At 59.4% G+C, this 24,323-nt stretch carries 23 protein-coding genes; 18 read left to right on the top strand and 5 right to left on the bottom strand.

Features of this window, described 5'->3' with window-relative positions; genetic code table 11:
- The 11 genes from CIC07_RS06960 to CIC07_RS07010 all read left to right on the top strand — a co-directional run bounded on the left by CIC07_RS06960 (position 1) and on the right by CIC07_RS07010 (position 11,794).
- Positions 1-1,284: a branched-chain amino acid ABC transporter permease gene (locus CIC07_RS06960; protein WP_076358569.1), complete on the top strand. Its 1,284-nt coding sequence runs from the start codon at positions 1-3 to the stop codon at positions 1,282-1,284.
- Between the two features lie 24 nt (positions 1,285-1,308).
- Positions 1,309-2,094, top strand: a complete 786-nt coding sequence (locus CIC07_RS06965) for an ABC transporter ATP-binding protein (protein WP_076358486.1) — start codon at positions 1,309-1,311, stop codon at positions 2,092-2,094.
- Positions 2,091-2,795 (top strand): ABC transporter ATP-binding protein, encoded by a 705-nt coding sequence (locus CIC07_RS06970; RefSeq protein ID WP_076358485.1) that lies wholly within the window; start codon positions 2,091-2,093, stop codon positions 2,793-2,795. The genes CIC07_RS06965 and CIC07_RS06970 overlap by 4 nt, the downstream gene beginning before the upstream one ends.
- Positions 2,796-2,890: 95 nt before the next feature.
- The gene (locus tag CIC07_RS06975) at positions 2,891-3,796 is read left to right on the top strand and encodes an ArsR/SmtB family transcription factor (protein WP_076358484.1); all 906 of its coding nucleotides are present in this window, start codon (positions 2,891-2,893) and stop codon (positions 3,794-3,796) included.
- A 203-nt stretch (positions 3,797-3,999) separates the two neighbouring features.
- A complete protein-coding gene (locus CIC07_RS06980) occupies positions 4,000-5,769 on the top strand; it encodes an ABC transporter substrate-binding protein (RefSeq protein WP_076358483.1) in 1,770 nt (589 codons plus the stop codon).
- A gap of 76 nt (positions 5,770-5,845) precedes the next feature.
- Entirely contained in the window at positions 5,846-6,799 is a 954-nt protein-coding gene (locus CIC07_RS06985) for an ABC transporter permease (RefSeq protein ID WP_076358482.1), read from the top strand.
- A gap of 17 nt (positions 6,800-6,816) precedes the next feature.
- Positions 6,817-7,752 (top strand): oligopeptide ABC transporter permease, encoded by a 936-nt coding sequence (opp4C, locus tag CIC07_RS06990; protein ID WP_076358481.1) that lies wholly within the window; start codon positions 6,817-6,819, stop codon positions 7,750-7,752.
- A gap of 9 nt (positions 7,753-7,761) precedes the next feature.
- Positions 7,762-8,748 (top strand): ABC transporter ATP-binding protein, encoded by a 987-nt coding sequence (locus CIC07_RS06995; RefSeq protein ID WP_076358568.1) that lies wholly within the window; start codon positions 7,762-7,764, stop codon positions 8,746-8,748.
- Positions 8,741-9,706 carry an ABC transporter ATP-binding protein gene (locus tag CIC07_RS07000; RefSeq protein ID WP_076358480.1) on the top strand — a complete coding sequence of 322 codons (966 nt, stop codon included), beginning with the start codon at positions 8,741-8,743 and terminating at the stop codon, positions 9,704-9,706. The genes CIC07_RS06995 and CIC07_RS07000 overlap by 8 nt, the downstream gene beginning before the upstream one ends.
- A 179-nt stretch (positions 9,707-9,885) precedes the next feature.
- On the top strand, positions 9,886-10,851 hold the full coding sequence (locus CIC07_RS07005; RefSeq protein WP_076358479.1) for an acetylxylan esterase: 966 nt from the start codon (positions 9,886-9,888) through the stop codon (positions 10,849-10,851).
- Positions 10,852-10,972: 121 nt separating this feature from the next.
- Entirely contained in the window at positions 10,973-11,794 is an 822-nt protein-coding gene (locus tag CIC07_RS07010) for an alpha/beta hydrolase (protein WP_083688460.1), read from the top strand.
- A 122-nt stretch (positions 11,795-11,916) separates the two neighbouring features.
- On the opposite strand, the gene CIC07_RS07015 is transcribed toward CIC07_RS07010, so the two are convergent.
- Together CIC07_RS07015 and CIC07_RS07020 are read right to left on the bottom strand one after the other, a co-directional pair.
- Complete coding sequence (locus tag CIC07_RS07015; RefSeq protein ID WP_076358478.1) at positions 11,917-12,768, bottom strand: SDR family oxidoreductase; 852 nt, start codon at positions 12,766-12,768, stop codon at positions 11,917-11,919.
- Between the two features lie 196 nt (positions 12,769-12,964).
- The gene (locus CIC07_RS07020) at positions 12,965-14,785 is read right to left on the bottom strand and encodes a galactose-binding domain-containing protein (RefSeq protein ID WP_083688458.1); all 1,821 of its coding nucleotides are present in this window, start codon (positions 14,783-14,785) and stop codon (positions 12,965-12,967) included.
- Positions 14,786-15,238: 453 nt separating this feature from the next.
- Here CIC07_RS07020 and CIC07_RS07025 point away from each other — a divergent pair, with 453 nt between their 5' ends.
- The 3 genes from CIC07_RS07025 to yunB all read left to right on the top strand — a co-directional run bounded on the left by CIC07_RS07025 (position 15,239) and on the right by yunB (position 17,407).
- Positions 15,239-15,673, top strand: coding sequence for an RrF2 family transcriptional regulator (locus CIC07_RS07025; RefSeq protein WP_076358477.1), 435 nt, complete (start codon positions 15,239-15,241; stop codon positions 15,671-15,673).
- 80 nt (positions 15,674-15,753) lie between these two features.
- On the top strand, positions 15,754-16,119 hold the full coding sequence (locus CIC07_RS07030; RefSeq protein ID WP_076358476.1) for a hypothetical protein: 366 nt from the start codon (positions 15,754-15,756) through the stop codon (positions 16,117-16,119).
- A gap of 361 nt (positions 16,120-16,480) precedes the next feature.
- Positions 16,481-17,407: a sporulation protein YunB gene (gene yunB / locus CIC07_RS07035; RefSeq protein ID WP_139334442.1), complete on the top strand. Its 927-nt coding sequence runs from the start codon at positions 16,481-16,483 to the stop codon at positions 17,405-17,407.
- A gap of 154 nt (positions 17,408-17,561) precedes the next feature.
- On the opposite strand, the gene CIC07_RS07040 is transcribed toward yunB, so the two are convergent.
- Positions 17,562-18,584 (bottom strand): M23 family metallopeptidase, encoded by a 1,023-nt coding sequence (locus tag CIC07_RS07040; RefSeq protein WP_076358474.1) that lies wholly within the window; start codon positions 18,582-18,584, stop codon positions 17,562-17,564.
- A 163-nt stretch (positions 18,585-18,747) separates the two neighbouring features.
- Between CIC07_RS07040 and lipA the strand changes: the two genes are divergently transcribed.
- The gene (lipA, locus tag CIC07_RS07045; RefSeq protein WP_076358473.1) at positions 18,748-19,644 is read left to right on the top strand and encodes a lipoyl synthase; all 897 of its coding nucleotides are present in this window, start codon (positions 18,748-18,750) and stop codon (positions 19,642-19,644) included.
- A gap of 31 nt (positions 19,645-19,675) precedes the next feature.
- Positions 19,676-20,650, top strand: coding sequence for a YutD-like domain-containing protein (locus CIC07_RS07050; protein ID WP_083688456.1), 975 nt, complete (start codon positions 19,676-19,678; stop codon positions 20,648-20,650).
- Positions 20,651-20,736: 86 nt separating this feature from the next.
- Here the strand turns inward: CIC07_RS07050 and CIC07_RS07055 are convergent, their stop codons facing one another.
- Positions 20,737-21,534 carry an NAD kinase gene (locus tag CIC07_RS07055; protein WP_076358565.1) on the bottom strand — a complete coding sequence of 266 codons (798 nt, stop codon included), beginning with the start codon at positions 21,532-21,534 and terminating at the stop codon, positions 20,737-20,739.
- A gap of 82 nt (positions 21,535-21,616) precedes the next feature.
- Positions 21,617-22,684 (bottom strand): sporulation integral membrane protein YlbJ, encoded by a 1,068-nt coding sequence (ylbJ, locus tag CIC07_RS07060; RefSeq protein WP_076358472.1) that lies wholly within the window; start codon positions 22,682-22,684, stop codon positions 21,617-21,619.
- A 437-nt stretch (positions 22,685-23,121) separates the two neighbouring features.
- Here ylbJ and CIC07_RS07065 point away from each other — a divergent pair, with 437 nt between their 5' ends.
- Together CIC07_RS07065 and CIC07_RS07070 are read left to right on the top strand one after the other, a co-directional pair.
- Positions 23,122-23,520, top strand: coding sequence for a globin domain-containing protein (locus CIC07_RS07065; RefSeq protein ID WP_076358471.1), 399 nt, complete (start codon positions 23,122-23,124; stop codon positions 23,518-23,520).
- A gap of 15 nt (positions 23,521-23,535) precedes the next feature.
- A complete protein-coding gene (locus tag CIC07_RS07070) occupies positions 23,536-24,258 on the top strand; it encodes a DUF2225 domain-containing protein (protein WP_076358470.1) in 723 nt (240 codons plus the stop codon).
- Positions 24,259-24,323 lie beyond the last annotated feature (65 nt).

The following is a 24,323-nucleotide window of genomic DNA, read 5'->3' on the forward strand; positions in this document are numbered from 1 at the left end:
ATGCAAATCAAGGCAACCCGCGAGAGGATTTCCGGCAGCAAGTCCGCGCAGGCGGGGCTTCTGGCTGCTTTTGTCGTCGTGACCTCCGCTGCCGTCTATCTGATGGACAAATCCGTCCTCGCCTTCCTGCTGCTGCTCGGCTCGCTGCTGATGCTGTATTACACGAGCTTCGCAAACGGCATCAAGTGGGCGTCTGCCGGCATCCTGCTGCTGCTGGTCATTCCCTTCGCGGCCTCCGGAGGATCGTCGCACGAGGCTTACATGGAAGTCGCGGCTCAATGCGGCATTTATGTCGCCATGGCGCTCGGCCTCAACATCGTCGTCGGCTTTGCCGGACTTCTGGATATGGGCTTCGTCGCTTTTTTCGCGGTCGGGGCGTACACCTACGGCATCTTCGCCACGGCGCAGGCGAACCATTTCATTTCCGGCAGCCTGTTCCCGCTGCCGGGCGGCAGCTTCTGGCTCTTTATCCTGCTGGGCGGCTTCATGGCCGGCATCTTCGGCATCCTGCTCGGACTGCCCGTGCTTCGCGTCAAAGGCGACTATCTGGCCATCGTCACGCTGGGATTCGGAGAAATCATCCGGATCATCTTCAACAATATGGAGAAGCCGGTCAACATCACCAACGGGGCGATGGGCCTGTCCTCCATCCAGCCGCCGGATTTGTTCGGCTTCAAGTTCACGTTTCCCCATCAATTTTACTTTATCGTGATCGGGATTCTTGCCCTTGTCATCTTCGCGGTCCGCAGGCTGGAGCATTCCCGGCTCGGGCGATCGTGGAAGGCGGTCCGCGAGAACGAGATCGCCGCGCAGTCGATGGGCATCCCCTTGATCCGGACCAAGCTGACCGCCTTTGCGATCGGAGCTTCCTTCTCCGGCATGATGGGCGTCGTATTTGCCGCCAAGCAGACGTTCATCGATCCGACGAGCTTCACGCTCGTGGAATCGACGACGATCCTCGTCATGGTCGTGCTGGGCGGAATGGGCAGCGTGCCGGGGGTGATATTGGGCGCGAGCCTCATCACGATCCTGAATCTGCAGGTGCTGACCGAACTGACGAGCGCGCTGAACGCCTTGTCCAGCAACGGCTACATCGGGATTCCTACGGCGCTGTCCCCTTCCAAAATGCAGCGGCTGATATTCGGGCTGATCCTGATCCTGTTCGCGATATTCCGGCCGAACGGCCTGATCCGGGCGCGCAACCGCAAAGTCAGCCTGGAATCCGTCGCTGGAAGCGGCGGCGCCTATGCGGCGCCTGCCGGCAGGACGGCCATCCGCAAGTGAAGAGCTCGATAGGGGAGGTGCCTCATGGCGATATTGACGGTAACAAATCTCAAGAAGCGCTTCGGCGGCCTCGTTGCCGTGAATGGAGTGGACTACAGCTTTCCGAGAGGAGAAATATCGGCGGTCATCGGTCCCAACGGGGCAGGGAAAACGACCTTCTTCAATCTGATCACCGGCATCTATGTTCCGGACGGGGGCCGCATCGAGCTGGACGGGAAATCCCTGGTAAGGGTCAAGCCGCATGTGATCGCAAAGCTCGGCATCGCGCGGACGTTCCAGAACATCCGTCTGTTCGGAAGCATGAGCGTCCTGGAAAACGTCATGGTCGGCATGCACATCCATCTCAAGTCGGGGATACCGGGCACTATTCTGGGATTGGGCAAGGTGCGCCAGGAGGAGCAGGAAGCGGGGCGGGAGGCTTACCGGCTGCTCCAGTATGTAGGCCTTGAAAAGCACTTCAACGAGGAGGCATCCAGCTTGCCCTACGGCGCGCAAAGGAGGCTTGAAATCGCCCGGGCTCTTGCCGTCAAGCCGAAGGTGCTGCTGCTGGACGAGCCGGCGGCGGGGATGAATCCGCGCGAGACGGCCGAGCTGACCGCGCTGATCCGCAGGATGCAGCGGGAGCTCGAGCTGACGATTATCCTGATCGAGCATGACATGAAGCTGGTCATGCGGCTGGCCGAGCATATCCTCGTGCTCGACCATGGCGAGAAGATCGCGGAAGGAGGCCCGGCCGCCATCCGCGACAATCCCCAAGTCATCGAAGCCTATTTGGGCAAAAGCGCCGTGGAAGAGGGGGTGATGGCATGAGCTTGCTGGTGCTGGACCGGGTGCAGGCTTATTACGGAGGAATCGAAGCGCTGAAGGGAATTTCGCTGACCGTCGGCGAAGGCGAGATCGTCACCTTGATCGGATCCAACGGAGCCGGCAAGTCCACCACGCTGAAGTCGATATGCGGACAGGTCAAAACCTCGGGAGAGATCCGCTTCAAAGGGAAGGCGGTCGCCTCCTGGCTGCCCCATGAGGTCGCGGCTGCCGGCATCGCCCACGTCCCGGAGGGCAGACGGATTTTTCCGAAGCTTACGGTCAAGGAGAACCTGGAGATGGGAGCTTTTTCCTTCAAGGACAAAGCTCTCGTCAAGGAGAGGATCGAGCAGGCGTTCGCGTATTTCCCGCGGCTCAAGGAAAGGTACCGGCAGGCGGGCGGCACGATGAGCGGAGGGGAGCAGCAGATGCTGGCGATCGCCCGCGGACTGATGATGAAGCCGGATATCCTGCTGCTCGACGAGCCGTCGATGGGGCTCGCGCCTGTGCTTGTCGATCAGATCTTCGACATCATCCGGGAGCTCAACGCTTCCGGCATGACGATCCTGCTCGTGGAGCAGAACGCTTACCACGCGCTGCAGATCGCGGATCGGGGCTATGTCATCCAGACCGGGGAAATTACGATGCAGGGCAAGGCGTCCGCGCTCATCGCCGATGAGCAGGTCAAGGAAAGCTACTTGGCGTAGTAAGGCTGATTTTTGGCTTGCGGAACAAACGGTTTTTCGTGTAGAATACGCCCAAACTGGTATCTACAAGGATAGCGCAAAAAGGGCGTGCCATTATGACCTATCAAGTCCACATCATGTTCAAGCCGCTGCATGAAGCGATGAGCAGTCTGCACGCTTATATATGCCGCAAGTCCCATAAAAAGCTGGATCTCCCGTCCTCATGGGCGGCGGAGGTCCGAGATCGGCTCACGCCGGATTTCGCCGCGCTGCTGGACGAGCTGGCGATCGACGCCAACTGGAAGTTCACCTTTTTGCTGATCCACCTCTGTCCGGCGGATGACGTCGAGGGCTTCGCCGCCTGGCTCCGCGGGCTGAGCGCAGGAGGCATGTATGAAATGATGGCGCCGTACAGCAGCCAGTTCCCGGAGGATATGGCGGCGTTCAGGGAGCTGACGGCTTCCGTCTTCTCCCGCTGGCAGGAGCAATATTTCCACTCGGCCGATCCGGCGATCCTGGAGAGGCTGAGGCAGGTAGAGAAGGAGCGGAACGCGGCCCTGCCCGGGTCGGAGGAGAAGGCTTTTGTCGATGAGACGACCAACGGTCTCGTGTTCGAGGCGGTTCCGGGACTGGAGGAGCTGGTGCTCATTCCCCAGATGCATTTCCAGCCGGTCAATATCATCAGCCATTTCCGCCGGCTTACGATCTGCTACTATTCCGCAAGGATCGATATGAGCGAGGATGACTTCCTATCCGCCCATGATTTCCGCGTCATCCGAACCCTCGGCGAGAAGAGCCGGCTCAAGATTCTCCGGTACCTGCACGGAGGGCCGCGCAGCTTCATCGAGATCGTCAGGCATCTGCAGCTGTCCAAGGGGATCACGCATGACCATGTCGGCAAGCTGCGGAGCGCCGGACTCATCCACGCCCATTTCGAAGGGGAGACGCTGACCGTATACAGCCTGCGGGAAGGGACTCTGGAAAGGATGCAGGAGGCTTTGAAGGCCTATATCGAAGGCTGAGCCGCGCCCAACCATTTTAGATTCGATGTGACGATCGACTGGAATGGTTCTTTTTTTGGCCTTTTGGATTCTTTGTGAGGAGAAAATATTTCAAGTTCTCTCTTTACAGAACTGAATGGGGCTCCTATAATGGGGATAATTCAGCAATTCATACTTAATCAATCGGAATTATACACTACTATTCGATTGAGCGGGAGGGTCTTATGAAAAAAAGAACGAAAGTCTCTGCATCCATCTCCATCTTGCTGGCGGGAGCGCTGCTGCTGTCCGCATGCTCGGACAACGGCGGCAACGGAAACAGCGCCGCCGATAATGGCGGAGCATCGGGAACGGCGAACACAGCCGCCAACGCCGGCGCGGACAATGCAGGCGGCGCTTCAACGGACGGCGCAGCGGGTGTCATCCAAGCGGCCGATCCATCCAAGCTCCCGGCGACAGCGAAGCAGCGCACCGACACGATCATCGTCGGCTTGACCGATCCGAGCGGCGCCTTCACGCCTTACTTCCAGCAAAGCGGTTACGACGGCAACGTGTCCTCGCTGCTGTACACCCCGCTCGTTCTCGTGAACGACAAGGCGGAGCCGATTCCGGGCCTGGCCGAGAAATGGGAAGCCTCCGAGGACGGCCTGACGTATACGTTCCATCTTCGCCAAGGGCTGAAGTTCAGCGACGGCGCGCCTCTTACGTCCGAAGACGTCGCCTTCACCTGGACGATTCTGAACGACAAGTCCTATGACGGCGACTCGCAGGTCAACACGCTCGGCATCAAAGGCGCGGAGGCCTACAAAGAGGGCAAGGCCGCTTCGATCGAGGGCATCAAGGTCGCGGATCCGCAGACGATCAGCGTCACGCTGGAGAAGGCCAATGCGGCCGCGCTGACGACGCTCGGCGGTGATGTGCTGTCCAAGGCGTACTACGGCAAGGACTACAAACAAGGCGACACCGGCTACATGAAGTCGTTGAGCGCCACGCCGGTCGGCACCGGGCCTTATAAGCTGGTCAAGTTCACGCCGGGACAGGAAGTGCGCTTCGCAGCCAACGAGAACTACTACGGCGACAAGCCGAAAACGCCGAATTTCATCTACAAGACATCCGAAGGCGACACTTGGCAGTACCTGGAGACGGGAGAGGTCGACTATGCCTCCTTCAGCGCCACCCAGGAAAACATCGACAAGCTGAAATCTCTCGGATTCGTGAATATCGTACCGTATACGCCGAGCACCTACGGTTATCTGCAGGTGAATCTGGAGCATGAAGCTCTCAAGGACAAAAAGGTGCGCCAGGCGCTGACCTACGGCCTCGACCGTCAAAGCATCTACGTGGATGCGGCGCAGGGAGCGGGCAGCATTGCCAACATTCCTTCGTCGCCGATTTCGTGGGCATACACGGAAGAAGGCATCAATCCGTACAAGTACGACCTGGACAAAGCGAAGTCGCTGCTGGATGAAGCCGGCTGGAAAGAAGGCGCCGGCGGCATCCGCGAGAAGGACGGCAAAAAGCTGACGATCCATTATCTCGGCTCCAAGAGCAAGAACACGGATATCTTCATCGCCGTAGCCAAAGAGAACTATCAGGCGCTCGGCGTGGAATTCCAGCCGGAAATCTTTGCCGACTTCAACTCTCTCGTCTCCAAGGTGGAAGGCGGAGATTACGATCTCGTCTCCTTCTCGACGCCGATGCTTACGGATCCTTCGGATGGCCTGATGCAGTTCGTAGATGGAGAAGTCAAAGGCTACAGCAATCCGAAATTCACCGAGCTGTACAAAAAAGGCCTGGAAACGACCGACATCGAGCAGCGCAAAGCGATCTACAAGGAAATCTACCAGCTGCTGAACGACGAGCTTCCGGTCATCTTCACGAGCTACAAGAAGAGCGTGTACGCGTACAACGCCCGAATCGATAATCTGGCTGTGAGCCCGTTCTACGGCCTGGCTGCGAGCCTGCCGCAATGGTCGCTCAAGGACGTCCAGTAACCCGTTCGATCCGGATAAAAGAATCCATCCCCTGCCGGGCTGAGCGCGGCAGGGGATGACCTGTTAAGGAGCCGATATGAGCACATATTTGATCCGCCGCCTGGGCTACATGATTCTGATCCTGCTGGCAGCCTCTTTCCTGATCTTCTCGCTGTACGCCTTGACGCCGGGCGACTTCATCAGCGGGAACATCAAGCTGACGCCGGAGCGGAAGGCAGAGCTGCGCGAGATTTACGGCCTCAGCAAGCCGCTGATGGAGCGGTACTTCACCTGGATGGGCAACGCCCTGCATGGCGATTTCGGCTACTCGCTCGCGCAGCAGAAGCCGGTGCTGACGATATTCAACGAGTATATCTGGAATTCGTTCCTGCTTGCCGCCGTATCCACCTTCCTCACCTGGTTCATCGCCGTCGTCATCGGCGTCATCGCGGCGTACAAGCAATATTCCTGGTTCGATACGCTCGTCATGCTGGTCATATTCGGAGCGATGTCGATTCCGTCTTTCTTCATCGGCCTGTTCCTGATCAAGATATTCGCGGTCGACTTCCACTGGCTGCCGCCGGGAGGCATCACGACGACAGGCAGCAATGCGACCGGATGGGCTTATGCGCTTGAGGTGATCCGCCATATGACGCTGCCCGTCGCCGTCATGACGCTGCTCGGTCTCGGCTCTCTGACGAGATACTTCCGCAGCAACATGATCGATGTCCTCAAGCAGGACTATATCCGTACCGCGCGGGCAAAAGGACTGACCGAGCGCAAGGTGCTGTTCACCCACGCGCTGCGCAACGCCCTGCTGCCGGCGATCACGCTCGTCGGCTTCGAGCTGCCGGCTCTGTTCGGAGGCTCGCTCATCATCGAGAGCATCTTCAACTGGCCGGGCATCGGCCAGCTGTACATGAAGTCGTTCGGCTTGCGCGATTATCCGCTGCTCATGGGCTTCACGATGTTCCTGGCCGTCCTAACCGTCATCGGCACGCTGCTGTCCGACATTCTGTACCGCGTGGCGGATCCGCGCGTCAAACTATAGGAAGGAGGCTGTCATCCATGTCACTTGCAAAAGGCGAGCTCGCCGAACCGGGCAAGGCCGATGCGAAAGCGAAAGCGGCGGCGAAATCCTCGCTCTGGGGCGATTCGCTCCGCAGGCTGCTGAAGAACAGGCTGGCCGTATTCGGCTTTGCCGTTGTCGTCTTCATGTTTGCGGTCTGCTTCCTCGGGCCGATGTTCTCTCCGTACGCGGACAACAAGATCAATATGGCGCTGATGAACAAGGCTCCAAGCGCCAGGCATTGGCTCGGCACGGACGCGCTCGGCAGGGATGTGCTGACCCGCGTGCTCCAGGCGGGCCGCATCTCGCTCACGGTCGGACTGGCATCGATGGTGCTGTCCGTCTTGCTGGGCGGCTTGCTCGGCATCATCGCCGGCTATTACCGCGGCGTAGCCGATCAGATCATCATGCGGATCGCGGATCTGCTGCTGACGATTCCCAGCCTTCCCCTGCTCTTCATCGCAGGAGCGCTCCTCTCGGAATGGAAGGTTCCTCCCGACTACCGGATGTACATCGTCATGATCATGCTGGCGATCGTCGGCTGGCCGGGGCTGGCCCGCATGGTCCGGGGCCAGATCCTCAGCCTCCGGGAACGCGAGTTCATGCAGGCGACGACGGTGCTCGGCCTGCGCAGCCGCCGCAAGCTGTTCAACCATCTGTTTCCCAATCTGGTGCCGCTGCTGATCGTCATCGCCACGCTGAATATCGGCGGCGCCATCCTCAGCGAATCCGTACTGAGCTTCTTCGGCCTCGGCGTCACGCCGCCGACTCCGACGTGGGGCAACATGATCGACGCGGCCAACAACATGATCGATTTCGAGAAGCGTCCTTGGCTGTGGATCCCGCCGGGCCTCTCCATCTTCGTGACGGTAGTCGCCATCAATATTTTCGGAGACGGACTGAGGGACGTTCTGGACCCGAAAAAGGGAAGGTAGGTGCGGGTCGTGAAAGACTTGCTGCATATCGAGCAACTGAAAACGCATTTCAGCACGGAAGCCGGCACGGTGCGGGCCGTCGACGGAGTCAGCCTGCATGTGCGGGCCGGCGAAACGGTCTGCATCGTCGGGGAATCCGGCTGCGGCAAAAGCATTACGGCGATGTCGGTCATGGGGCTGGTGGAAGGCCCGTCCGGCAAAGTCGTCGGTGGAGCCATCGAATTCGACGGCCGCGATCTGCTTGCCATGAAGGCGAATGAACTGCGCGCCGTGCGCGGCAACGATATCGCCATGATCTTCCAGGAGCCGATGTCGTCGCTCAATCCGGTGCTCAAGATCGGCGAGCAGATCGTCGAGCCGCTGATGGAGCATCGCAAGCTCGGCCGGAAGGAGGCGCGGGCGCGGGCGATCGATCTCATTACTCTCGTCGGAATCTCGCGTCCCGAGCAGATCATGGAATCGTATCCGCATGAGCTGAGCGGCGGCATGCTGCAGCGCGTCATGATCGCGATCGCGGTGTCCTGCGATCCGAAGCTGCTGATCGCCGACGAGCCGACGACCGCTCTCGACGTCACGATCCAGGCTCAGATCCTGGATCTGCTGCGCAGCCTCAAGGATGAGGGCGGGATGTCGATCCTGCTCATCACGCATGATCTCGGCGTCGTCGCGGAGATGGCCGACTACGTCGTGGTCATGTATTCCGGCAAGGTCGTCGAGGAAGGCGAGGTCGTCGAGCTGTTCAACCAACCGAAGCATCCGTACACGCAAGGGCTGCTGAAGTCCAAGCCGATCATCAACCAGCGCAAGGATACGCTTTATTCCATTCCCGGACAAGTTCCGAATCCGCTCGAGCTGACGGAATCCTGCTACTTCCACGATCGGTGTCAGCATTGCATGGCGATCTGCCGGACCCGGGAGCCGAAGCTGAAGGATGTCGGGCATGGCCAGAAAACCGCTTGCTGGCTGTATGAAGAGGAGGCGCTGGCCCATGTCTGAGGCTTTGCTGGAAGTGCGGAACCTGAAGAAATACTTCCCGATCAAGGCCGGGGTGCTGAACCGCACCGTCGGACATGTCAAGGCGGTGGACGGCATCAGCCTGACGATCTCTCCGGGCGAAACGTTCGGGCTTGTCGGCGAGTCCGGCAGCGGCAAAAGCACGGTCGGCAAAACGATCGTGCGGCTGACGGAAAAAACGGAAGGCGAAGTCCGCTTCAAGGGGCAGAATCTGTATGATCTTCCGTCCGAGAAGCTCCGCAGGCTGCGCCCCGAGCTGCAGCTGATCTTCCAGGATCCGTACAGCTCGCTCAATCCTCGCGTGCGGATCGGCGATGCCATCGGCGAGGCGCTGCTGGACCACGGCCTGGCGCCGAGGGAGGAGATCCGCGACCGGGTGCAGGACGTTCTGGCGTCCTGCGGGCTGTCTTCCTACCATATCGACCGGCTGCCGCATGAATTCAGCGGCGGGCAGCGCCAGCGGATCGGCATCGCGCGCGCGCTCGCGCTGAATCCGGATCTCATCATCGCGGATGAGCCGGTGTCGGCGCTCGACGTGTCCATCCAGGCGCAGATCATCAACCTGTTCCGCCATCTGCAGGAGACGAGGAGCCTCTCCTATCTGTTCATCTCCCACGATCTCAGCGTGGTGGAGCATCTGTGCAACCGGATCGGGGTCATGTACCTCGGTTCGATGATGGAGACGGGCACGCGGGACGAGCTGTTCCTCACGCCGCTCCACCCGTATACGAAGGCTCTGCTGTCCGCGGTTCCGGTGCCGATTCCGAAGCTGAAGCGGGAGCGGATCGTGCTGCGGGGCGATATTCCGAATCCCGCCAACCCGCCGTCCGGCTGCAAATTCCATACGCGCTGTCCGCTGGCCATCGAGCGCTGCAAGCTGGAGGTGCCGGAGTTCCGCCATATGGGCGGAGAGCATTACGTGGCCTGCCATTTGGCCTGAAGGGCGCTCCCTAATCCCTAATCGCCTTTCCCCTCCAGACGAGGCCGGAAGGGCGTTTTTTTTGTCGATTCCGCAACGCTTCATGGGGCTGAAGCCGCTGCCAAGGAGGACTCTCGGCGCAGGAGTCGAATGTTGAAGGCGATGATGGTTATCGATTGCGAAGGGAGCATCAAGTCCATATGGGTTATGTCGAAAAGGCAACGAAGGAGCTCTACGGCTATTTGCCCGAGCTGACCAAAAAGGAGGATTTCGACGCCTTCTGGTCGCTTACTCTGACTCAGGCCAAGGCGGTGCCGCTGCAGCCGCAGCGGACGCAGATCGACTATCCGAGCCGGCATGTCGGCGTCTACGATATTTCATACAAGGGAATGGACGAGACCTCGATCCGGGGATGGCTGCTCGTTCCGCATTTTCTGAAGAAGGAAACCTACCCCTGCCTTATCCATTATCATGGCTTCGGGGGAAGCAGAGGCGAGCCGTCGGACCATATGCATTGGGCGATGATGGGACTTGCCGTGCTCTCCGTCGATTGCCGCGACCAGGGCGGACCGACCGGGAACAGCGCTTCCTATACGCATGGCTTTGTCGGGAACGTCGCGGTCAAGGGCGTCCATGAGAAAATGGAATACTACTATCGGTATGTCTATATGGACTGCCTCAAGGCGATCGACTTCGCTTGCGCCCAGGCAGATCTCGATCCCGCCCGCATCGTCATCGAAGGCGTCAGCCAGGGCGGGGCGCTTGGAATGGCGGTGTCGGCTCTGGACGGCCGTCCCGCCGCCGTCCTCGTCGACGTGCCGAGCAACAGCAATCTCGAGGCCCGTGTCGAGGGCTGCCACGGCGCTTTCGGCGGCGTCACGGAATACTTGAGGCGGCATCCGGAGCAGACGGATCTCGTCCTGGACAACCTGAGCTACTTCGACACGATGAACATGGCCGACCGCATCCATTGTCCGGTGCTGGCTTCGGTCGCCCTCAAGGACGAGATCTGTCCGCCGCAGATGTATTTCGCGACCTATAACCGGATTCAGACGGAGAAGGAAATGAACATCTATCCGTTCAATGGCCACGAGGGCGGCGGGTCGAAGCAGACGGAGGCCAAGCTGGCCTATTTGCAGCGGAAGTTTCCGGATTGGTTTCAGTAGAGCGGGTTGGGATGATTCGCGGAGCCATAGCCTCATGCAAGAACGAGTTTCAATCCATTCTGCTTAGATAGAACCATGATTTGCAGGTGAAAGAAAAATTGATAAGGAGAGATGGCTTGCCATGAGCGACAATCGCCAAATGATTGAATTATGGCCGTCCGGCGCGCCGCTGGCGACTGGCGACGGCGAAGAGGACCGCCCGGCGCTGGTGCCTTACCTGGTCGTGGGAGCTGGAAGCGCCGTCGTTGTATGCCCTGGCGGCGGTTATGGGATGAGGGCGGAGCATGAGGGCGAACCGATCGCGCTCTGGCTGAACGCCCTCGGGATCTCTGCTTTTGTGCTGCGCTATAGAGTCGCGCCTTATACGTATCCGTCCCCGCAGGACGATGTGCGGAGAGCTATTCGCCATGTGCGTCACCATGCGCCGGAATGGGGCATCGAGCGGGATCGTATCGGCGTGCTCGGCTTCTCCGCGGGCGGGCATCTCGCCGCGACCGCGGCGACGCTGTACGATGACGGGCAGCCGGATGCTGTGGATCCGGAGGACCGGATATCGAGCCGGCCGAACGCAGCCATCCTCTGCTACCCGGTCATCTCGATGGATCTCGCCTATACCCATGAAGGGTCACGCATCAATCTGCTCGGCCTTGATCCCGATCCGGCGCTGGTGGAGCGGCTGAGTCCGGATTTGCAGGTCACCGCAGACACTCCGCCCGTGTTTCTCTGGCACACATCCGACGACGGCGCTGTCCCCGTAGAGAACAGCCTGCTCTTGGCCGCCGCTCTCAGCCGCGCCGGCGTTCCGTTCGATCTCCATGTCTTCGAGAAAGGACGGCACGGAATGGGCCTCGCGGATGAGGATCCCCATGTCGCGAGCTGGCATGCCGTTTGCGGGTTATGGCTCCAGCGGCAGGGATTTGGGCGGCTGGCTGGTGCTTCGTAGCTTCGGTTTGAATTTTCAGCAGGTAGGATTTTCGTCGAATCATCGGCAACGAACAGCACGAACAACCCGAGGCGGGCGAACGGCAGCGTTCATATCGCCTCGGGTTGTCCGTGCTGAATTTGTTATTGTTCCTCGTCGATATTCAAATGAAGCCTGCGCGTATTCCTCAGGCCGATGAGACCCGTCGGATCCTGCTCCGTCTTGAATCGGGCAAAGGCTTCCGCCGCCTCCGAAGTGCGGATGCGAAGCGGCTTGACGTCCATTCGCGCCAGATCCCAGACGACTTCGGCCACGGATTCGGAGGTCTGGGGCACTGAAGTGCGGGAGGCGAAATTGTCCATGTAGCGGGTAAGGATCGGCTTGTACTCGTCGTCCAGAATGCCCCCGGTCCGCTGCAGATGGTTCATGACCGTACCGGTAAACTCGGTCGCGATCGCACCGGGCTCCAGCAGCGTGATATCGATGTTGAAGGCAGGCTTGTAATAGGTAGCCAGACTTTCCATCAAACCCTCCACCGCGAACTTGCTGGCGCAGTAAATTTCATTGAAAGGCTGTCCGACGAGTCCGCCCACGCTTGAAGTCGTGATGATATGCCCTTGCCCGGAACGCCGCAGCAGCGGAAGAGCGGCACGGATCGTATTCATTACTCCGTACACATTGGTGTCGAAGACACGCTCGATATCGGCTGTTTCCGCTTGTCCGAGCGCCCGCAAATAGCCGAATCCGGCGTTGCAGAACAGCAGGTCAAGCCGGCCCTGCTCTTCTTCGATCGTCCGGAAGGCGCGCTCTAGGGAGGCGGGATCGGTCACCTCCATTTCCAGAAAAGCAAGATTGGCCGTTCCCGCATGACGCATGGAATCGCGCTCCAGATTGCGAGTGCCGGCATAGACCCGGACGCCTTCCGAGGCAAGCTTCAGAGCCGATGCGAGGCCGATTCCGGACGAGGCTCCCGTAATTGCGGCTACTTTTGACATGGGGCATTCCTCCTATGGTTTAGTTGCGATCTGTTTCTTCATAACTAAACCATATAGCGGGACAAAGCGGGGGTCAAGCTGGAGCGAGCATGAAGTCCAAGCCAAACAGGCCCGCATGCCGCGGGCCTGAAAGCGAGGATAAGTCTGCGCCGGACATTTTACGTCCACTCAATTGATGGAGAGGCGATGCGCCTGGTCACTTCCAGCCCGGCATCTCATCGAGCGTCAGCACATTGGAGGCGGCGTAAATGCCCGGGAGCGTGCTTCGATTGTCCTCGATGAAGTCCGGCCAGAGCATGGCGTAGATCCATTTGTTCTGGCTGGCGAGCAGCGAGGAGGAAGGCATGAACTGGCATTCTCCGATCGCGATCGGCTTGCCTCCCGAGACTCGCAGCATCGTATTGTAATTCGCCGTGGTATATCCCGTATTGTAGACGTCCAGAGAAGCGATATCGAAATAGGAGGAGCCGGGATTATAGGCGTCGATTTCCGTGCTGAGATTGGAGAAGTCCTGGACATTCCAAACCCAGATGATGTTCTCCAATCCTTTCGTATTCGTCAAGTAATCATGCGTGATCTGATACAGCTTGGCGGTTCCGTTCGAACCTTTGTGGCAGGACCACCAGAAGACGCATTGGTTCATCTCGTGGAAGGGACGGAACAGAACGACGACATTGTTGTTCTCCAGGTCCTGCAAATACGTCGACAACGTGTCGAGGCGGCCGATCCACGCATTGTACAGGCTCGTTCCCGGCGTCGTGAGCTGGGTGAATTGCGCGTCGGTCAGCTTGGCCGGGTTCGCTCCGCCGATGTCGTCCCAGCTGCAATATTCGTCGCGTGTCGGCGCGCAGGCATGATACATCAGGGTGACGAGCGCGCCTTTGTTGAACTGGTTTTTGGCTTCGTTGATCATCGTCTGGCGCTTGTCGACGGCTCCGCTGCCGAAGCCGAAGTCCCCGCCCCACAACGATGGCGTGCGTCCGGCGATGGACGCGACGGTGTTGCTGTCGCTTGTCGGCGTGCCGGCGTTTTTGTTCTCGATGCCGACGATCGTATGGTTGCCGGAGATTCCGTTCAAATAATCCAGAACGCGCTGCTTGACGGCTGCGACACCGGTGCCGCCGCCCCCAGCGCCGCTGTAGACTTCGAATTCATAGAGGGAGAAGCCGTAAGCCGTAGCGCGCTGGATCAGATATACCTTGACATAGCGGGCTGTCGTGGGAGAGAAGGTGATCGTATTGGTGCCGCCTGTGCCGCTGTAGTTGGAGTAAACGGTCGTCCAGGAGCTGTTGTCGGTCGAGGTCTGCACCTGGAACTGCTTGGCATAAGCCGATTCCCATTTCAGCACGACCTTGGCTATGCTTTGCTGGGAGCCGAGATCGACATAGATGTACTGTTGGTCGGCATAGGAAGAGCTCCAGCGAGTGGAAGCGTTGCCGTCGACCGCATAGGAGGCCGGAGTGGTGGAATCCTGTGTCGAGGAGACGGAGACCGGCTTGCCGAGAGCCAGATTTCCTGCAGATGAGCCGCCGCCGTCGTCGCCGTAAACTTCGAATTCGTAAAGGGAGTAGCCGTAGGCGGTCGCGCGCGTGAAGGCGTACATTTTCACATAGCGGGCGCTGGCGGTGAAGGTGATGGTGTTGTTGCCGCCGGTGCCGCTGTAATTGGAATAGACGGTCGTCCAGGCCGTATTGTCGTTCGAGGTTTGAATCTGGAAGCCCTTGGCGTAGGCGGCTTCCCAGCGCAGCACGACGCTGGAGATGGAGCGGGCTGCGCCGAGATCGACGATGATATACTGCTGATCGTTCGTATTGGACGACCAGCGGGTGGAAGTATTGCCGTCGACGGCGTTGGAGCCGCCGTATTCGGAGCTTTGGACCGAGGAGACCGTAACCGGCTTGCCAAGCGCCAGATTGACCGTTGCGGCCTTGGCGGAAGGGGAGTGGACGGCTCCGAGCGCGATAGAGATCAGAATCAGCGCGAACGAGCACAGCCAGGCGGTGCGGGAAATGGACACGTTACAAAACCTCCTGAAGGTTGATGGGCCAAGCCTTAACCTGATGCCGACTCATGCTGCGGGCGCAATATCGGCAGCGGCTGCTTTCGGGTAGGAAGCCGGCGACTGCGCTCAAGGCGATTCGATAAGAGAAGGTCACCTCCTCCAGAGCATCTGAATACGCTTCCATAATTCAACAATAGTATAGAATTCAATTAAAATTTCTGCAACAATTTAATTATGTATAATTAAACTGCCGGTCATGCTCTTGTCGATGCCTACTTTCCAGTGCATGAATGCCGGGCATCCGGGCTTCTTCAATTGCCGCCGGCCGGTTCGCCGATGTTCGGCTTGAACGCTCCCGTGAGCGACGGCAGCTGCTCATAGGCCGTTTTATCGGCTTTTCGGAATCAGTTGACTTCAACAACTGTTACCTATAGAATAACAGTAAGCTTGCAGAGGGGAGAGGGTACCATGAACAGTGAATTCACGATTGCCGTGCACAGCCTCGTCTATCTGGCCTACCGTCCTGACCGGATGGCGACGAGCGAAGCGATTGCGAACAATGTGAATACGCATCCCTCCCGAGTCCGCAAGGTGATGAGCTGCTTGAAAAAGCGGAATTACGTCGTGACCAAGGAAGGGCTGGGCGGCGGCTATATCCTTCATTGCAGCCCGGAGAGCGTGACGCTGGCCGAGATTTACCGGGCGACCTCCATCGGAACGATGAAGCCTTCGTGGTGCTCCGGCACCGAAGAGGGAGATTGCCTTGTTGCGTGCAATATGGCGAACGTCATGGATGTCATCTTCATGGAGACCGAGGAGAAGCTGCTTCAGCATCTGGAAAGCATGACGATCCGCGACGTGCTGGAGCGCATCAAGTCCGCTCAGGCCGCAGCGCTCGGATAGGCTGCCAGGCGCGGAAGCGGAGACGTTTCACGAGCTAACTGTCACTTTTTTGAATATAGATTCTGGGGAGGCATGGGAAAATGAGTTCAGTAGATTACCTTATCGGCATGGGGGACTGGGTCAGCGGGACCACAGTCATGGATGAACGCTTCATCGGTTTTATCGATTCGGTCGACTCCGACACCTGCCGGATCCACGTTACCCAGAGCGACCGCGAACGCATCGTAGGCAAGAAGGTCGGGGCGAGGACATCGAAGGTGCGCAAGCTGGATGTCCATGAGCCTGCCGCCGAAGCGGAGCTGAGAAGCCTGATCGAGCTGGCGCTGATGACCAAGGACGAGGGCTGGTTCAAGGAACTTGCATCCCGTCTTTCCGGCGACGACGAAAATTCGGCATACAGCCCGACCACCGGCGCACCTGTCCATCGCTTCGCTGTCTATGAATGAGGACGGCAGCGGTAAAGGGAACGCCATCTGCCCTAGCGGACGGCGATGATCCCGGAAAGCCCCTGGCTGCAGTTTTGCAGGCAGGGGCTTTTATTCGCAGCCGGGCTTCATAGGAGCGGGCAGCCGGCATGCTTGCAGACGTTTCATAGGAGCGGGCCAGCCGGCTTGCGGGCAGGAATTGTTCCGTTTCCCGACAGGCCAGCCGATCGGCTGGCCTGATTTCGTTTGGCGGGGGCTGGATGGAATTTCCCGCTTCGGCGGCTGAACGCCATTCCTGCTGAAATCCCGGCATTGTCCTTCTGATTGCGGCCTTGTACGCATAGGCTGTAGCAAAAGCGATTGAAGCCGGGAGGGATGGCCAGTGGCCCGATGGGGAAGGCGAGTCAGATGGAAGCTGCCGGTTGCTCCGGCCAAACGAATGCGCATGGCCAAGCCGCGTGCTTCCGGAGGCTGGAGGCCGGGAGCTTCCAGGCCGTCCGGGCAGTGGAGGCCCTCGGCCCGAACGACCTCGCGCAGGTTAAGCGCTGCCCGAGTCCAAGGCTGGACTCCTCCATCCGTTCCGCGTCCGCGCCGGATCCGCAAACGGTGGTGGCTGCTGTTCCTGGCCTTTCTCGTTCTGGCCGGCACGGTGAACGCTTATGTGTTCGTCGAAAGGAAGCTTCAGCCCCCTTTGATGAGAGTGGCGCAGATCAAGGTGAAGCAGATCATGACCGAAGCGATCAACAAGGCGATTACGGAGCAGGTGGCTTCCGGAACGGACCTCCAGAACCTGATCGACTGGAAGACGGGCGACAACGGCAAGATAGCCGCTTTCATGATGAATTACAACGAGCATATGAAAATAACCGCGCAAACGGTCCAGACCGTGCAAAGCACGCTGAAGGACACCGACAATTTCAAGGAAGGCATTCCGATCGGCCAGGCTTTCGGAAGCGCGCTGCTGTCTTCCTTCGGTCCGCGCATTCCGGTCCGCTTCGAGCCGCTCGGAGACGCTCAGGTGGAGCTGGGGACGCGCAAGAGCGATGCCGGCATCAACATGGTTCTGGTCGAGGTCTATATCCGGATCAAAACCGAGCTGTCCGTCATCATTCCTTTCGATTCCAGCTCCCAGTCGCTGGAGACGGAAATTCCGGTCTCTTATCTGATGGTGGTCGGCGATGTACCGAGTTATTATTACGACGGCAAAGGCAATCCGGTCGGCGACGCCAAAGCTTCCGCGCCCGCTCTCGCCCTGCCTCCCATTCCGACGGCCCCGGAAACGGGCAGCGGCGGCTCCGGGCAGCATTGAGCGGGAGGAGGACATCCTCCGCCGTTCAGGGTGAAGCCTCCACCTTCGCTGATTCCGGGTTCGGACCAACGGCGAGCCTCGACCATCGGCCTCGGCGGACAACAAATAAAGCAGGCAAAGGCCTTGAGCCTTCCGCCTGCTTTATTTTGCGGGATCATTTCGCTTTCGCCTTCTTGGCTTTGAGCTCCTGACGCTCCCACTGCTTGAGCAGCGGGTAAGGGTCGAATGCCCATTCCACCATGCCTCGGTCACGATAAATGCCGTAATGCAGATGGGGCGGGAATTTTCCCGATGTGCCTGGCTTGCCGTATCCGGAGCTGCCGACCCAGCCGAGCGTCTGGCCGGGCGTCACGGCTTGTCCGGTTTTGAGCGATTTGTCGAAGCCGGACAGGTGGGCGTAATAGTGGTAGCGGTTCTCGGCGTCGCGGATTCCGATTCTCCAGCCTCCGTAGTTGTTCCAGCCCATGTTCTCGACGATGCCGTAGCAGGTGCTTCGCACAGGAAGGCCGTAGTCGGCGAAAATATCCGTTCCCTCGTGGGTCCGATGGCCTCCCCAGCCGCGCGCGGTGCCCCATGTGCTGCGATAGGAATAGTTGGTTCCAACGGGAACGGGAAACGCGCTTCCGGACAGATCGACCCGGCCGTAGGTTTTGTATAGCTGGGCGAACTGGCTCACCCGCTGCACGGCGCGGATATTATGGTAGTATTCCCATACGCCGATGACGAAATCGTCCGGTGCTGTTCCGTATTTGGCGATTGCGGCCGATTGGGAGTACAGCAGATCGAGGTCGCTGGCCGGATCGGCCTTCCCGTCGCCGTCGCCGTCCTTGCCTAGTCCGCCGAAGACGAGGATGGAATCGGGATTGCGGTCGTCGGCATCGGGGTTGAGAGCGCCGGTCCATTGCTCCGGGGTTACATATACGCCAGCCCATTTCCCCAGTTTCGGCCTTGATTTGGGGCGGGCTTTGCCGAGGGTCCGCTCGTATTGGTCGAGGGCGGCGACCTGCTCCCAGGCCAGCCCGGTAAGGAGAGCCATCCGGGCGTACACCGGCTTGCGCTCTTCCTTGGACGACGCCTCCAGAGCCTGCTCCTGTCCGGCGGATTCCGGCACGGCCGCGGCGGATACGGTTCCGGAGCCTGCGGACAGCAGCAGAATCGAAGCCGCCGCGAACATCATTCTTTTCAACACGGTATTCCACCTCCACGGCAAAATGAAGCTTTGCCCTAGGTTCTGCACGGCGATTGGTTTTTATCCGAAACATGTTATAATAGATGACAGTTTGACGGTATCGTACCTTATACGCGATTTATGAGCGATTTACAGGAAAGCAGGGGATTTCATGAGCACGAGAGCTCCCAAGCCGAAGCTCCCGAAGCCGGAATGGCTGAAGATCAAGCTGTCGACGGACGGCAACTATGCCGAGCTTAAAGATATGATGCGTTCCAAAACGCTGCATACGGTATGCGAGGAAGCCCGCTGCCCCAATATTTACGAATGCTGGGCCAACCGCACGGCAACCTTCATGATTCTGGGCGATATCTGCACGCGCGCCTGCCGCTTCTGCGCGGTCAAGACGGGCCTGCCGACGGAGCTCGATCTTCAGGAGCCCGAGCGCGTGGCCGAGGCTGCGGAGCAGATGGGACTGCGGCACTGCGTCGTCACCTCCGTCGCACGCGATGACCTCTCGGACGGCGGCGCCATGATTTTCGCCGAGACGATCAAAGCCATCCGCAAGCGGCTCCCGCTGTGCAGCGTCGAAGTCCTTATTCCCGATTTTCTCGGGAAGCGGGAATCGCTGCAGATCGTGATGGATGCGAAGCCGGACATCCTCAACCACAACATTGAAACGGTCGAGCGCATGTCCGACCGCGTCCGGGCCCGCGCCAAATATGCCCGCTCGCTGGAGCTTCTGAAGCGCGCCAAGGAAATGAATCCCGACATTCCGACCAAATCCAGCATCATGCTGGGCGTCGGAGAGAAATACGAAGAAATTCTGGCTTCGATGGACGATCTGCGTGCCGTGGACTGCAATATCCTGACACTGGGCCAGTATCTGCAGCCGTCCTCGAACCATCTGGCTGTCGAGCGCTACGTGCATCCGGACGAGTTCAAGCAGCTCAAGGAAGAAGGAATGGCGCGCGGCTTCAGCCACGTGGAATCCGGTCCTATGGTGCGCAGCTCCTACCATGCGCATGAACAGGTGAAATCCGCAACTGGAGCGGCTGCAGGCGTCTAAGCAGCTGCCTGCCCGCGAGGAGGGTACGGACTTGATATTCGTCGGCACGAGAAAGTACGAGCTTATCCATGAGCACAAAACCGCTTGGAATGCGGAGGTGTTCCGCGATCGCTACAGCGACATCCTGGAGCGCTACGATTATATTCTCGGCGACTGGGGCTACAGCCAGCTGAGGCTCAAGGGCTTCTATCGGGACGATAGTCCCAAAGCGAACCGGGACACCGCCTTTTCCGCCATCATGGAATATGTCAATGAATATTGCAATTTCGGGTGCGCTTACTTCATCATGGAGCTGAAGGAGCCGCTCAGCGCCGATCCGGATGCTCCTCCGGAGGAGCCGGGTCCGGACGACATCGTGATCGTGCCCGGCGTGCGCCGATTCGAAGAGGACAGCTACAGCCGGCCGCCGGCAGCTGATCGGCGCGGCCGCGGCGACCGCTCCTCCGGCAAGCGCGGCAGCGACCAAGCGGACGGCAACGACGCGAAGCAAGGCGAGGCCGCTGCGGAAGCCGGCGGCGCCGGAGAAGCCGCAGCCGCCACCGAGCGGCGCGGCTCGCGCCAGGGCCAGCAGGGCGGCCGCCCTGGCGGCGGCAAGCGCCAAGGCTCCGGCGGCGAGCGCCGCGGACCGCGGCGCGACGCCGCCGCGCCGGCTGCGCCGAGCGAGCGCCGCGAGCAGGCTTCGAGCGGCGATCGGCGTCCGCCGCGCCGCGAGCCCGCCGCTGAAGGCGGAGGCGAACGCCGCGAGCAGGACGGCGGCGAGAGCCGGCGGGAGCGGCGCGGCCAAGCGGCGGCGGAACGCCCGCGCGAAGCCGCCCCCGCTCCCGAAGCCCGCAGCGAAAGGCGCGAGCATCAGTCGGGGGGCAAGCGGCGCTCCGGCAGGAGCGGCGGATATCCCCGCCGCGACGGCGACACGGCGAGCGCAGGCCAAGGGGCGGGCGCGGAGCAGAAGTCCGGAGGAAGCAAGAAGCGTCCTTCACCGCCTCCGACCCCGCCTCCGACCAGCTAAACGTCAAAAAAAGGATGTTCCCTTCAAGCCGGCTACGCCGCGCTTCGGGAACATCCTTTTTTTATCGTTGCCTGCTCGTCCGATTTTCAATTGTCGCTGAAGTCGATGAACGCATCGCGCACCCGGTTCCAGAAAGGGAACGGACGGTAGCGTGCGAAGCTGATTTTGGCTGGAGCGACGCTGCAGCGGATGGAGCGGATATCCGCCCTCTCGATGCTCAGATGATCGATCGTCAGCAGCAGCCTCTGGTCCTTTTTGGAGACGATGTCGCAGTGGTGATGCTCGGGCAGGATGACCGAGGTGCCGAGCGTCCGGTAGACGCGGTTGTTGATCGATGCGATCTCCGCGAGCTGGAGGGAAGGAATGGATGGGTGGATGACAGCTCCGTTGAGGCTCTTGTTGTAAGCGGTGCTGCCCGACGGCGTCGATATGACCATGCCGTCGCCGCGGAAGGTCTCGAAGGGCTCGTCGTTGATGTTGACCTGCACGACGAGAGTGCCGTCGACGCCCTTGAGCGTGAATTCGTTCAAGGCCAAATATCCGGTTACTCCCTCCGGGGTATCCAGTTCGATCTGGGCGATCGGATAACGGACGATGCGCGGCTTCTGCTCGGCCATCATCTCGATGAGCTGCTCGATCTCATCGGCCTTCCAGTCGGCGTAGAAGCCGAGATGGCCGGTATGGACGCCGACGAAGGCGATGTCGTCGACTCGGTCCAAATAAGTATGGAAAGCATGGAGCAGGGTGCCATCCCCGCCAATGGAAACGACGGTATCCGGCTTCTTGTCGTTGCGAACGAAGCCTCGTGACGCAGCCAGCAGGTGGAAACGCTCCGTCAATTCATTGGAATACCGGTCGCCTCTGCTGAGTACCACATAATTGATCAAGAAATGGCGCTCCTTCCGAAACAAACAGGATAACCTGATGATAGCGGAAAACCGGTGTGAAAACAATGTCGAACGCACTTCAGCCCGGTCCGAGCCACCCCCACAGCAGATAGACAAGCGCCGCAGCGATAAGGCCGTGCGCGAGCCTTGCGAGCAGGAAGGGACGGTAGCGCAAGCCGGTATGGCTGAGCAGGCTGGCGATCTGGGCATGGACGGACAGTCCGGCCCAGCTCAGCACCCATGCGGCGGCCGCTGCCTGATGGATGAGCGGCACTCCGGCTTCGGCAGAAGCCTTGGCGCCGAGAGTGACCTCGAACAGCCCGCTTACGAAAGGAGCGGCCATATCGCCGGACAAGCCGAACAGAACAAACAAGGCTGCGACGGAATGCTCCAGCGCCCCTAGCACCGAGGCTTGGCGCAGCAGCTCCATCAGCACGGAGAACACGACGACGAGGCCTCCGACAACGACCATGAGCCTGAGGCCGGAAGCGATGGAATCCTTGAGCAGCACGCTGAAGGAGCGTCCGTCGAGCAGCCTCGCTTCGTGCATCGCCTTCAAGGCCGCGCTTAGGCCGCGTTGCTTCTTTCCCGTACCGGAATGTCCGGCTCGCAGGGCTGTATCCAATTCCCTGGCACCGTGGAAACGCATGAGCATGCCGACGATGAGGCTGCCGCCGTAATGGGCGGCTGCAAGAATCGGGGCAAGAGCCTGCTGGTGGAAGAAGCCGACCGACACGGCTCCGATCAGGAAGATGGGATCCGAGGTCGTCGTGATGGCGACGAGCCGCTCTCCTTCCACCCGCGTGAGGAGCTGCTGGTCGCGCAGCTGGGAGGTGAGCCTGGCGCCGACCGGATACCCAGACAAATAGCCCATTGCGAGCACGAAGCCGCCGTTGCCGGGAATCCGAAAAAGCGGACGCATGAACGGATCCATCAGCTTGCCCATGAAGTGGACGATTCCTATGCCGAGCATCAGCTCCGAGATGACGAAAAAAGGAAAGAGCGCAGGAAAAAGAACTTCCCACCAGATGGCTAGTCCTCTCAAGGAAGAATGGAGGACCGGTTCGGGAAAAACGGCCATCAGCGCCACAAGCAGCGCCGCGCAGAAGGCGGTCACGGTACTGGGATGAAGCAGCATTCTTGCCATGTAACGATCCGTTCCTCCTTTTGAAGCCTGGTTACCCTTAAGATATGAGCAGCGCTGGACAAACAGAAGCCGAATCGCAGCCGCTCATTGAGGGCTGGATGGAGAAGTCGGAAAAATCCGAATGATGAAAAAAATCAATAGAAAACGCTTGCAAAAAGGGGTGGCATTTACGGGGCGATATGGTACAATAGCATTACCTTTACCATGCTTGGAGTGATGGACATGAGTATTGTCGCCGGCATTCTGGTCTGTGCTTTTGTGTATGTGATTCGCGAGTCCCTTATGGCTCCTGGTGAAGAAGAATACGATAGCTGAAGAATCCTACTATAACCACATTCCAAATGCCCGCGGAAGCGGGCGTTTTTTTGTATGTAAAGGCTTTCGTGAAGAAGAAGAAAACAAGACTAAAGAACTAATAAGGGAGGCAATCCTTGCCGATGAATAGATATAACAGCCTATACGAATTGATGGGCGGCCATGAGACTGTAGCAAGAATGGTGGAGGCCTTTTATCCTAGAGTCCAAAAGGACGAGCTGCTGTCACCGCTGTTTCAGCGGGACATCGGACCGGTTATGGAAAAGCAAATCCAATTTCTGACCCAGTTTTTCGGCGGACCTGCTTTGTTTTCCGATCAGCACGGGCATCCGATGATGCGCGCCCGCCATCTTCCATTCGCGATTACGAAGGAACATGCCGCTGCTTGGCTCGCCTGCATGAGCGGGGCTCTGGAGGAGATCGGCATGCCGGAGGATTTGAAGTCCCATGTGCTGGAGCGGCTGTCAGGACCTGCCCATCATTTCGTCAATACCGCTTCGGACGGAGGCAACGAAAGCTAAGGAGATGATCTCCACATGGAGCCGCTATATCAGACCGCCGCACTGTGCCCTTGCTGCGGCAACGGATTCGAGACACCCCGAGTCCGCCCGAGCTTCAAGCGGGCCGCAGCGGTCGACACCGATTTCTGTTCCCGCTTCAAGGGAATTCATGCCGACTATTATGTCGTCCGGGTTTGCCCGCAATGCGGCTTTTCGACGACGGAGAACAGCTTGAGCAACCTCAACGATGCGCAGAAGGAAAATTATTATTTCCTGTATGGACGGATGTGGCAGCCCCGCAGCTATAGCGGACCGCGCACGCACAGCCAGGCTTTGGACTGCTACAAGCTGGCCCTGCTCAGTGCCGTGGCCGCGCAGGACAAGGATCGTCTGATCGCCGGGCTTCTCCATCATATCGCCTGGCTGTACCGGGACGAGGGCGACAGCGAGCAGGAACTGCGGTTTCTCCGGCATGCGCTGGAATCTTACCAGCGTGTGTACGAAACCGAGAAAGTGGACAATGACGCCAAGCTCATGTACCTGATCGGAGAGCTGCACAGGCGTCTCGGCGAACGGAAGGAAGCGGTGTGGTGGTTCTCGAGAGTGGTGAACGACAAGCGGATTGTGGACGCCGCCATGATCAAGGCAAGCCGCAGCCAGTGGCAGCTGGTGCGCGAAGGAAACGAGGATGCCCCTGAATGGATGATGGGGGGCATTCCGCAAGCAAGCGGAGGTTATGAGGCGCAGGCTATCGGCTGAGCTTTCAATCCTTGTTCAAAAGCAATCAGGGCGTTGCCCCGTCATCATGACGGGGCAACGCCCTT

Source organism: Paenibacillus sp. RUD330, assembly GCF_002243345.2.
Classification (GTDB): domain Bacteria; phylum Bacillota; class Bacilli; order Paenibacillales; family Paenibacillaceae; genus Paenibacillus_O.

What these genes read in the sequence shown, in the direction of transcription:
- CIC07_RS06960 (WP_076358569.1), top strand. Translation starts at nt 1, where the DNA reads ATGCAAATCAAGGCAACCCGCGAGAGGATTTCCGGCAGCAAGTCCGCG.
- CIC07_RS06965 (WP_076358486.1), top strand. Translation starts at nt 1,309, where the DNA reads ATGGCGATATTGACGGTAACAAATCTCAAGAAGCGCTTCGGCGGCCTC.
- CIC07_RS06970 (WP_076358485.1), top strand. Translation starts at nt 2,091, where the DNA reads ATGAGCTTGCTGGTGCTGGACCGGGTGCAGGCTTATTACGGAGGAATC.
- CIC07_RS06975 (WP_076358484.1), top strand. Translation starts at nt 2,891, where the DNA reads ATGACCTATCAAGTCCACATCATGTTCAAGCCGCTGCATGAAGCGATG.
- CIC07_RS06980 (WP_076358483.1), top strand. Translation starts at nt 4,000, where the DNA reads ATGAAAAAAAGAACGAAAGTCTCTGCATCCATCTCCATCTTGCTGGCG.
- CIC07_RS06985 (WP_076358482.1), top strand. Translation starts at nt 5,846, where the DNA reads ATGAGCACATATTTGATCCGCCGCCTGGGCTACATGATTCTGATCCTG.
- opp4C (WP_076358481.1), top strand. Translation starts at nt 6,817, where the DNA reads ATGTCACTTGCAAAAGGCGAGCTCGCCGAACCGGGCAAGGCCGATGCG.
- CIC07_RS07000 (WP_076358480.1), top strand. Translation starts at nt 8,741, where the DNA reads ATGTCTGAGGCTTTGCTGGAAGTGCGGAACCTGAAGAAATACTTCCCG.
- CIC07_RS07005 (WP_076358479.1), top strand. Translation starts at nt 9,886, where the DNA reads ATGGGTTATGTCGAAAAGGCAACGAAGGAGCTCTACGGCTATTTGCCC.
- CIC07_RS07010 (WP_083688460.1), top strand. Translation starts at nt 10,973, where the DNA reads ATGAGCGACAATCGCCAAATGATTGAATTATGGCCGTCCGGCGCGCCG.
- CIC07_RS07015 (WP_076358478.1), bottom strand. Translation starts at nt 12,768, where the DNA reads ATGTCAAAAGTAGCCGCAATTACGGGAGCCTCGTCCGGAATCGGCCTC.
- CIC07_RS07025 (WP_076358477.1), top strand. Translation starts at nt 15,239, where the DNA reads ATGAACAGTGAATTCACGATTGCCGTGCACAGCCTCGTCTATCTGGCC.
- CIC07_RS07030 (WP_076358476.1), top strand. Translation starts at nt 15,754, where the DNA reads ATGAGTTCAGTAGATTACCTTATCGGCATGGGGGACTGGGTCAGCGGG.
- CIC07_RS07040 (WP_076358474.1), bottom strand. Translation starts at nt 18,584, where the DNA reads ATGATGTTCGCGGCGGCTTCGATTCTGCTGCTGTCCGCAGGCTCCGGA.
- lipA (WP_076358473.1), top strand. Translation starts at nt 18,748, where the DNA reads ATGAGCACGAGAGCTCCCAAGCCGAAGCTCCCGAAGCCGGAATGGCTG.
- ylbJ (WP_076358472.1), bottom strand. Translation starts at nt 22,684, where the DNA reads ATGGCAAGAATGCTGCTTCATCCCAGTACCGTGACCGCCTTCTGCGCG.
- CIC07_RS07065 (WP_076358471.1), top strand. Translation starts at nt 23,122, where the DNA reads ATGAATAGATATAACAGCCTATACGAATTGATGGGCGGCCATGAGACT.
- CIC07_RS07070 (WP_076358470.1), top strand. Translation starts at nt 23,536, where the DNA reads ATGGAGCCGCTATATCAGACCGCCGCACTGTGCCCTTGCTGCGGCAAC.